Source organism: Nonomuraea sp. NPDC003201 (assembly GCF_053590415.1).
On the sequence record NZ_JBSFTC010000403.1, the window covers coordinates 1 to 8,142 of the forward strand.

10 protein-coding genes are annotated in these 8,142 nt (G+C 72.7%); 4 read left to right on the plus strand and 6 right to left on the minus strand.

Going from position 1 to position 8,142, the window contains the following annotated elements:
* Positions 1–211 precede the first annotated feature (211 nt).
* Positions 212–1,117 carry an alpha/beta fold hydrolase gene (locus tag ACWDX9_RS55695; RefSeq protein ID WP_449970837.1) on the plus strand — a complete coding sequence of 302 codons (906 nt, stop codon included), beginning with the start codon at positions 212–214 and terminating at the stop codon, positions 1,115–1,117.
* A 32-nt stretch (positions 1,118–1,149) separates the two neighbouring features.
* Here ACWDX9_RS55695 and ACWDX9_RS55700 read toward each other — a convergent pair whose 3' ends face one another.
* Positions 1,150–1,824 (minus strand): TetR/AcrR family transcriptional regulator, encoded by a 675-nt coding sequence (locus ACWDX9_RS55700; protein ID WP_449970840.1) that lies wholly within the window; start codon positions 1,822–1,824, stop codon positions 1,150–1,152.
* 118 nt (positions 1,825–1,942) lie between these two features.
* Here ACWDX9_RS55700 and ACWDX9_RS55705 point away from each other — a divergent pair, with 118 nt between their 5' ends.
* Positions 1,943–2,146 (plus strand): hypothetical protein, encoded by a 204-nt coding sequence (locus ACWDX9_RS55705; protein WP_449970843.1) that lies wholly within the window; start codon positions 1,943–1,945, stop codon positions 2,144–2,146.
* 55 nt (positions 2,147–2,201) lie between these two features.
* Complete coding sequence (locus ACWDX9_RS55710) at positions 2,202–2,591, plus strand: VOC family protein (RefSeq protein WP_449970845.1); 390 nt, start codon at positions 2,202–2,204, stop codon at positions 2,589–2,591.
* A 168-nt stretch (positions 2,592–2,759) separates the two neighbouring features.
* Here the strand turns inward: ACWDX9_RS55710 and ACWDX9_RS55715 are convergent, their stop codons facing one another.
* The 4 genes from ACWDX9_RS55715 to ACWDX9_RS55730 all read right to left on the minus strand — a co-directional run bounded on the left by ACWDX9_RS55715 (position 2,760) and on the right by ACWDX9_RS55730 (position 6,042).
* The gene (locus ACWDX9_RS55715; protein WP_449970848.1) at positions 2,760–3,353 is read right to left on the minus strand and encodes a hypothetical protein; all 594 of its coding nucleotides are present in this window, start codon (positions 3,351–3,353) and stop codon (positions 2,760–2,762) included.
* A 127-nt stretch (positions 3,354–3,480) separates the two neighbouring features.
* A complete protein-coding gene (gene menC, locus ACWDX9_RS55720) occupies positions 3,481–4,581 on the minus strand; it encodes an o-succinylbenzoate synthase (protein ID WP_449970850.1) in 1,101 nt (366 codons plus the stop codon).
* Positions 4,578–5,429 (minus strand): GNAT family N-acetyltransferase, encoded by an 852-nt coding sequence (locus ACWDX9_RS55725; protein ID WP_449970853.1) that lies wholly within the window; start codon positions 5,427–5,429, stop codon positions 4,578–4,580. Before ACWDX9_RS55725 ends, menC begins: the two co-directional genes overlap by 4 nt.
* Positions 5,430–5,535: 106 nt before the next feature.
* Positions 5,536–6,042: an acyclic terpene utilization AtuA family protein gene (locus ACWDX9_RS55730; protein ID WP_449970855.1), complete on the minus strand. Its 507-nt coding sequence runs from the start codon at positions 6,040–6,042 to the stop codon at positions 5,536–5,538.
* Positions 6,043–6,102: 60 nt separating this feature from the next.
* Here ACWDX9_RS55730 and ACWDX9_RS55735 point away from each other — a divergent pair, with 60 nt between their 5' ends.
* Positions 6,103–7,173, plus strand: a complete 1,071-nt coding sequence (locus tag ACWDX9_RS55735) for a hypothetical protein (RefSeq protein ID WP_449970858.1) — start codon at positions 6,103–6,105, stop codon at positions 7,171–7,173.
* Here ACWDX9_RS55735 and ACWDX9_RS55740 read toward each other — a convergent pair.
* The coding region (locus tag ACWDX9_RS55740; protein ID WP_449970860.1) for a M24 family metallopeptidase at positions 7,170–8,142 on the minus strand (973 nt) is incomplete at its 5' end. The genes ACWDX9_RS55735 and ACWDX9_RS55740 overlap by 4 nt on opposite strands.

Consider the following 8,142-nt stretch of genomic DNA (forward strand, 5'->3'; position numbering starts at 1 on the left):
GGATCCGCGACGGCGCCGGTGAGCGCGTCGGCGACGGCGTACGGCGGGCGCTCGGACGCGACCCGCGGTCCTTCGCCGACTACGTCAAGACGGCCGCCGCCGCGGGAACCTGGGGCAACTGAGCCGAGGCCCGGCGTGCCTCCGCAATGCGAGACGAGACGTTTCGTCTCTTGGTATCGTCGCTTGGAACCCAACCCACGAGGAGTGAGTCATGGCCCGAGCGACCGACCCGCGGACCGGCGGGGTTCGCCACGCTGAGACCTTCGTCGAGGTCGCGGACGGTTATCGGCTCTGGGTGGAGACGACCGGCGATCCGGAGCGTCCCGCCCTGTTGCTGGTGATGGGAGCCAACGCGAGCGGACTGACCTGGCCCGGCGAGTTGGTCGAGCTGCTGTCCCGCGACCACTTCGTCGTCCGCTACGACCACCGCGACACCGGGCGCTCCACCCATGCCTTCCACGAGCGTCCCTACCCGATCCGGGCGCTGGCCGACGACTCGATCGCGGCCCTCGACGCGCTGCGGATCGCACGTGCTCACGTGGTCGGGATGTCGATGGGCGGCACCCTGGTCCAGCTGCTCCTCCTCGACCATGCGGACCGGCTGATGAGCGCCACGATCTTCGGCTCCGCGCTGATCGGCGGGGCGGCCCCCGACCCCGGCATCTCCGACGACGACCTGCCCGGGCCCGACCCCCGGCTGCTCGCTCTGTGGGAGAGGCTCGGACAAGAGCGCGACCCGGAGGCGGAGCTTCGGTGGCGCGTCGAGCACTGGAGGGTCCTCAACGGCGACGTCCTGCCCTTCGACGCCGAGGAGTTCGCCGATCTCGAACGCCGGATCGCCGCCCACAGCGGCACCTGGCGCAACTTCGCCGCCCATGCTCTGGCCGACCAGTCGGGCATGGAGCGCGGGGCCGAGCTCGCGAACGTCTCGGTGCCCACCCTGGTGATCGACGCGCCGGAGGACCCCGTCACCCCGCCGCCGCACGCCGCCCGGCTGGCGCGCGCCATCCCCGGCGCCACTCTCGTCACAGTGGCTGGTCTCGGCCACGCGCTGCCCCACGCGGTCGTGCCGTCCCTCGCGGCGACGATCACCACCCACACCGGTGGGCGGCCCTGACGTAAGAGAGTTGTTCACTGGCGTCGGCGGGTTCAGGTGGCGAAGTCGGCCAGAGCGGGCTCCAGCAGGTCGAACGCCTGGGTGGCTTCGGCGCCGATGGTGCGGGCGATCTCGTCGTTGGAGCGTCCGGCCAGGGTGAGGTCCTGGATGCGTTGGAACAGGATGCGGTGAACGGTGCCCAGGAGCCCGGCGGCGGTCCGGACGGTGATGTCGTCGGAGGCGGTGCCGGTGGCCTCGGCGAGGGCTTGGGTGAGGCGGTGTTCGCGCTGGTCGTGCAGGCCTCGCAGGCAGATGGTCAGGGTGGGGCTGTCGGCGATCATGCGGGCGAAGGCCGCGCCGGAGAAGCCGGCGACCGGGTCCTGGGCGGCGATGGCGTCCTGCAAGGCGCGGCGCAGCGCGGTCAGGGCGGATTGCCCGGGCTGCCGGGTGGCGACGGCCTGGGCCAGGGCGGCGGTGAACTCCTCCTGGTGGTCCAGGGCCAGGTCTTCCTTGCGGGCGAAGTAGTTGGTAACGGTCTTCTTGGCGACGCGGGCGGCGGCGGCGATCTCCGCGATGGTGGTCTGTTCGAAGCCTTGGGCGATGAACAGCCGGGTGGCGTGGTCGGAGATGAGCTGCCGGGTCTCCTGCTTCTTGGCCTCCCGCAGGCCGATGGGCGACTCGAGCTGTGTGGGGTCGCCGGCGGTCTGGGCCGGAGTCTGGGTAGCCATGGGGAAATATTACCCCCGTAGCATTTTTATGTTGACACCCCCGAGCCGTCTGGGCTAAATTTACGCCCGTCGTAAGTTTGCGACCATGGAACGCCGACCGGAACGAAGGAGAGTGCCCATGCGCCACCTCGACCCCATGGCCGAGCAGGCCGTCCCCGCGATCCACCGCACCGATGTGCTGACCGGGCAACTGGGCCACCACCGGCCGGAGCAGCCCCTCAAGCGCGGCGACGACCTCCGCCACCTGCCCTCCGACCGTGCCGTCCGCGGGCGACGCGAGCCCCGTGTCGCCCGCAGCATCCCCCGCCGCCGCGGCTACTGACCCGCGTCGGTACCTCACACCTCCGTCCCGGCTCCGACCCGACAGGGAGACCTTCTTGCAGATCATCGCGTCCACCGTCTCGCTCACGATCGACGACATCGCCGCCTCCCAGGCGTTCTTCACCACTCACCTGGGCTACTCCGTTCAGGCCGCCGCCGAGGGCTTCGTCTCCCTCACCCGTACCGATGCGGTGGACATCGTCCTGCTCGCCCGCGGCACCCAGGTACTGCCGCCTGAGCAGCGCGATCAGCACGCGGCGGGCCTGATCCTGGCGTTCACCCTCGACACCGGCCTGCGGGACCAGGAGAAGCTGCTGCGTGACGCCGGGGTCGAGATCACGATGCCGCTGCGTGAAGAGCCCTGGGGCGAACGCCTGTTCCAGGTCACCGACCCCAACGGCGTGATCATCCAGTTCGTCGAATGGGCCACGCCCGACAACGCCTGAGGACGCCGTCGTCAGGCGGCGCGCCTCCTGCTCGACCGGCCCGGGCCGCGTCGCGCGGGGCAGGCTACGAGGCCGACGTCGGGGTGGAGATCGCGCTGCACGGGCTCGACCGGGGTCGCCCAGGAGCCCACGAGCGACCAGCTCACCTGGTTGACTACTGAAAGGCGCCTAAGATGATCGTCGCCGGAAGTAGTGCACGGTCAGGATGGCGAGCAGCGGGCCCCAGGCGGCCAGCGGCGCGTACGTGACCCAGAAGGCGACCGCCTGCCAGCCGTGCACGATCAAACCCTCGGGGCTTCCGTTGATCATCCGGCCGAAGGCGAACATGACCAGCGCGTACGGGAAGACCAGCAACACCGCCGCACCCAGGCCGGCGGGGACGACGGCCGCCAGGACCGGCACCCGGCGGCCGCCCAGCCCGGGGATCCAGCGCGGCCACACCTCACCCCACCGGGCGACCAGCCCGACGGTGAGGAACGCCGTCGCCTCGCTGGCCACGCTGAGCGTGACGATGTACCACCACTCGCCGTCGATCAGCACCGGCCCGTGGCCGGGCGGGGGAGCCCCGCCGAACTCCAGCAGCGGCGCCCCGAAGATGAAGGCCGCGATCCGCCAGATGCCGGACGGCAGCGGGGTCAAGGTGGTGGCGTAGGCGGCCCACACGGCCCAGCGGGGCACGCCCACCGCCGTCCGGCCGTGCAGCTTGGCCAGGATGGCCGGAAGCCGTCCGGTCCGTGGTGTTCCGCCGAGGGTGGTGGTCATGCTGGGGCCTCCGGTCAGGCAGGTGGTGTTCGCGTGGCGCGTTCCGATGCTCGCCGCTGCAGCGTCCGTGAACATCCCCCACGTGGGGGACCCGTGTCAGCCACCTGCCAGGCCGTGCTGCCCAGCGTCAGAGCGTGATCCACTCCGTGCTCGTGGTCACCGCGTCGAGCACCTCCGGGATCGGGTCCACGCCCAGGCCCGGCCCCGCGGGCACCTCCAGGTGGCCGTCGGACAGCTCGAAGGGCTGGGTGATGTCGGTGGAGTAGTAGCGCCGCGACCCGGAGGTGTCGCCGGGCAGCGTGAAGCCCGGCAGGGCGGCCAGGGCCACGTTCGCCGCCCGGCCGAGGCCGGTCTCCAGCATGCCGCCGCACCACACCGCGATGCCGTTCGCCCGGCACAGGTCGTGGATGCGCCGGGCCTCCAGGTAGCCGCCGATCCGGCCGGGCTTGATGTTGACGATTGAGCACGAGCCGAGCGCGATGGCGGCGGCCGCGTGCTCGGCCGACTCGATCGACTCGTCCAGGCAGATCGGCGTCTTGAGCTGCTTGGCCAGCCTGGCGTGCTGCACGAGGTCGTCGTTGGCCAGCGGCTGCTCGATCAGCAGCAGGTCGAACGCGTCGAGCCGGGCCAGGCGGCGGGCGTCGCTCAGCGAGTAGGCGGCGTTCGCGTCGACCTGGAGGAGCACGTCGTCGCCGAACCGCTCGCGCACGGCCCGGACCGGCTCCAGGTCCCAGCCGGGCTCGATCTTGAGCTTGATGCGGACGTACCCCTCGTCGAGGTAACCGCCCACGGCGTCGAGCAGCTGCGGGATGGAGTCCATGATGCCGACCGACACCCCGCACGGCACCCGCGTGCGGGAGGCGCCGAGGAAGCGGGCGAACGACTCGCCCGCCGTCCTGAGCTGCGCGTCCAGCACCGCCGTCTCCACTGCGGCCTTCGCCATCCGGTGGCCCTTGATGGGCTCCAGCGCGCGGCCGACGTCGTGCACGTCCAGCGTCTTCGGCAGCGCGGGCAGCAGGAAGCGCCGGATCACCTCGGCCGCGCCGTCGGTGTACTCGGAGGAGTAGAGCGGCGCGTCCATGGCCACGCACTCGCCCCACCCCTCGGCGTCCGGCGTCACCACCCTGACCAGCAGGACGTCGCGGGCCGTCTCCGTGCCGAACGACGTGCGGAACGGCGCCACCAGCGGCATCGCGATCCGCCGCAGCTCAACTCCAGTGATCTTCACTTCTTCTCCACTACGTAGTAGGACTTCCCGGAGAACCCCGTGACCGCGCGGCCCTCGGCCATCAGGCCGCCCAGCACGTCGCGTACGGCGTGCCGCCACGCCTTGGCCGTTCCCGGGTCGGCGCCGCGCAATCCCGCGATGTCCGCGGGCACGGCCACCAGCACCGTGCCGGCGTCCACCGGACCGGCCACCGGCCGCCCGCCCACGTCGGCGAGCGCCACCACGGCGCCCGGCGGCGGGCCGTCCGACCCACGCGGCTCCGGTCGCGCCAAAGCATCCGGTCGCGTCAAAGCATCCGGTCGCGTCAAAGCATCCGGCCGCGTCAAAGCATCCACCCGCAGGCCCGGCCGCGCCACAGCCTCCACGCGCGGGTCGGACAGCGGCCAGACGGTCAGGAGCCGGTCGGACTCGTCGCCCCGGTTGATCGCGTCATCCATGACCCCGTAGAAGCAGGGCAGGTACTCGCGGGGCCGGGCGCCCAGCTTGACCAGGTTGAAGTGGGCGTTGCGGCGCATGAGCGGATCGTACGTCCAGGTGATCCGCTCCAGCCCGCGCTCCAGGGCCCACCGGCGCTGGTGCAGCTTGAGCGCGAACCCGATGCCGCGCCCGGCCGCCGCCCCCGTGACGTGGGAGTGCAGGGCGTTCCCGCTGGCCAGGAACCCGACCGAGCCGCCCACCAGGCGGCCGCCCTCGAAGGCGCCCGCCACGTAGCCGCCCGCGTGCGCCAGGGCCCGCATCAGCTCGATCGTGATGGGCGGGGCACCGGTCCCGAAGTGCCAGATGTCCTCGAACAGCGCATCCACCTGCTCGAACTCCGCCATCTCATGGAGCTCCCTGACCTCGACCAACCTGCCGCTCCTCGTCTCGGACGTTCCCAGGCGACGGTATTCGATGGCGGGGCCGCCGCGATTCGTCCGGGTTCACCAAGCCGGGGCCGGGCTTTGGTGGAAGCGTCTAACAGGGTGTGATGAGGAGCCTGCTGGGGGCCTCCTGGCTGAGGCGTACCGACTCCAGGGGGACGGTCCCGGCCAGGCAGGCGCGTACGGTCTCCGCCCGCACGTCACCGGCGAGCGAGCTGCGGCCGTCGCGGCGGATCTCCACCGCGCACGGCCCCGGCTGCGCGGCCATGACGAGGCCCGCGGCGGTAGCCCCGGCCAGCGCGCCCGGATCGCTCCCGGTCCAGCCGTAGTGCCACATGCCCGCCGCCACCACGGGCGCCGCGGGGCAGCAGTCCGGCGCGGTGGCCACCACGTCGATCCCCTGGAGCAGGGCCTCGGCGATCTCCTCCGCGCACGTCGCCACGAGGGTGCCCACGCGGAGCCCGGGAAAGCCGGGCATCGGGCCGCCTGCTCCGTAGATGAGCTTGATGCCCGTTTCGAGGGGCCCGGGACCGCCGTCGTGCCAGCCGCAGATCACCATGTCGAGCGACCCGGCAGATCTCCACGTGCCGATGCGCAGCATGATTCTGGACTACCCTTGACCGTGGATCATCACACACCGTCACGAGCTAGGGTGACGCGAGTGGAAGATGAGATCGCGCGGGTGCTCGGCGGCGCCGACGCCGTCGTCGAGCCGCTCACGCACAACCCGCTGAACGCGGTGACCGGCGGCATCTGGCGGGTGCGCAGGGGGTCGAGGTCGGCGGTGCTCAAGGTGCTGACCCGCCGCAAGGAAGGCGGCGCGGGGTGGGGGCACTCCGACGATCCGCGCCACTGGAACTACTGGCGCAGGGAGGCCGACGTCTACGCCGACGGCCTGCCGGGGCTGTGGGCGGGCTCGGGGGTGGCCGCGCCGAAGCTGCTGGAGCTGGTCGAACGCGACGACGGCGACCTCGCGCTGTGGACCGAGGACGTGGCCGGGCGGTCCGGCACCACCTGGGACCTCGGGCGCCACACGCTCTTCGGGCGCCAGCTCGGCCTGGCCCAAGGGGCGGCGGGCCAGGTGGAGCGGCCCTGGTCGAGCCGGTCGTTCCTGCGCGACTACCTGGGCTCGAAACCGGTCCCGTACGAGCTGCTGGAGGACGACGCGGTCTGGCGCCACCCCCTGGTCGCCGAGAACTTCCCGCCCGGGCTGCGCGGGGAGCTGGTGCGGCTGCACCGGGACCGGGAGGAGTTCCTGGCCGTCCTGGAGTCGCTGCCGAGGGCGCTGTGCCACCTCGACGTGTGGCCGAGCAACGTGATCGACCGCGACGGCGAGAGCGTGCTGGTGGACTGGGCGTTCGCGGGCGACGGCGCGCTGGGCGAGGACGTCGGCAACCACATCCCGGACAGCGTGTTCGACCTGTTCCTGCCGGCCGCTCTGCTGCCCGCGCTCGACGCGGCCGTCCACGGGGCGTACGTGCGGGGGTTGCGGGATTCCGGCTGGCGCGGTGACGAGCGGCTGGTGCGGCTGGCGGTGTGCGCGTCGGCGGTCAAGTACGACTTCCTGACCCCGCTGATGCTGGCCCGGGCAGGGGAGGCGCAGCTCGACTACGGCGGCGCCACGCCCGTGGACGCGGCCCGCCGGTTCAGGGAGCGGGGCGAGGCGCTGATGTTCCTGGCGGGATGGGCCGACGAGGCCCGCAGGCTGGCCGAGGCCGTCAGGCTGCCTTAACGGTCGAGGACGTGCAGGGTGTGCGGGTACGCGCCCAGCGGCACCGGCCCGTCGTCCGCGCACACCACCACGTCCGCGACCCGGGCCCCGAACAGTTCGGGCACGTAGATGGCGGGCTCCAGGCAGAACACCATGCCCGGCTCGAACACGGCGTCCTCACCCGGCCACGGCCCCTCGTCGTGCCCCAGCCCGACGCCCCGGCCCACGTGGGCCGCCGCGAAGCGCCCGTACCCGCTGCCGTCGATCACCTCGCCCACGGCCCTGGCCACCTCGTCCACCGGCACGCCGGGCCGCACGGCCGCGAGCCCGGCCCGGTGGGCGGCCAGCACCACCGAGTACATCGCCTCGAAGTCGTCCGGCGGCTCCGCCACGGCGAACACCCTGGACACCTCGGCGCAGTAGCCGCCCCACCGCCCGCACACCGCCACGCCCAGCGCGTCCCCGGGGTTGATCACGCGCTCCCCGGGCACGTGCGCGGGGAGGGCCGTGTGTTCCCCGGCCGCCACCCGCAGTGACAGCAGCTCCTCGCACCCCGACTCGGCCAGCAGCACCCGCAGCCGGTAGGCCATCGCCCGCTCGGTCGCCCCGAACCAGGCCAGCTCCAGCGCCTGCCCCAGCACCCCTTCCGCCGCCGCGACCGCGCGCCCGACGGCCTCGACCTCGTACGGCTCCTTGCGCAGCCGCAGCGGCCACAGCACCGAGGACGCGGGCACGAGCTCGGCCTCGATCGCCAGCCCGAACAGCTCCCGCACCCGCATCTCCGGATCCACCCCGACCCGGCGCGCCCCCGCGGGCACCACCCCGGCCGGATCGCCGGTCTCGGCCACCACATCCTGCGTGACCACCAGGTACGCGCCCTGACGGTCCCCAAGAAGGCTCCCGAGGAAGCGGGCGTCCGGCGAGGGCCGCAGCACGAGGGCCTCCACCCCGGCCTCGTCCATGGCCGCCCGCACCGCCGCCAGCCGCGCC

What these genes read in the sequence shown, in the direction of transcription:
- ACWDX9_RS55700 (WP_449970840.1), bottom strand. Translation starts at nt 1,824, where the DNA reads ATGGCTACCCAGACTCCGGCCCAGACCGCCGGCGACCCCACACAGCTC.
- ACWDX9_RS55730 (WP_449970855.1), bottom strand. Translation starts at nt 6,042, where the DNA reads ATGCTGCGCATCGGCACGTGGAGATCTGCCGGGTCGCTCGACATGGTG.
- ACWDX9_RS55705 (WP_449970843.1), top strand. Translation starts at nt 1,943, where the DNA reads ATGCGCCACCTCGACCCCATGGCCGAGCAGGCCGTCCCCGCGATCCAC.
- ACWDX9_RS55695 (WP_449970837.1), top strand. Translation starts at nt 212, where the DNA reads ATGGCCCGAGCGACCGACCCGCGGACCGGCGGGGTTCGCCACGCTGAG.
- ACWDX9_RS55715 (WP_449970848.1), bottom strand. Translation starts at nt 3,353, where the DNA reads ATGACCACCACCCTCGGCGGAACACCACGGACCGGACGGCTTCCGGCC.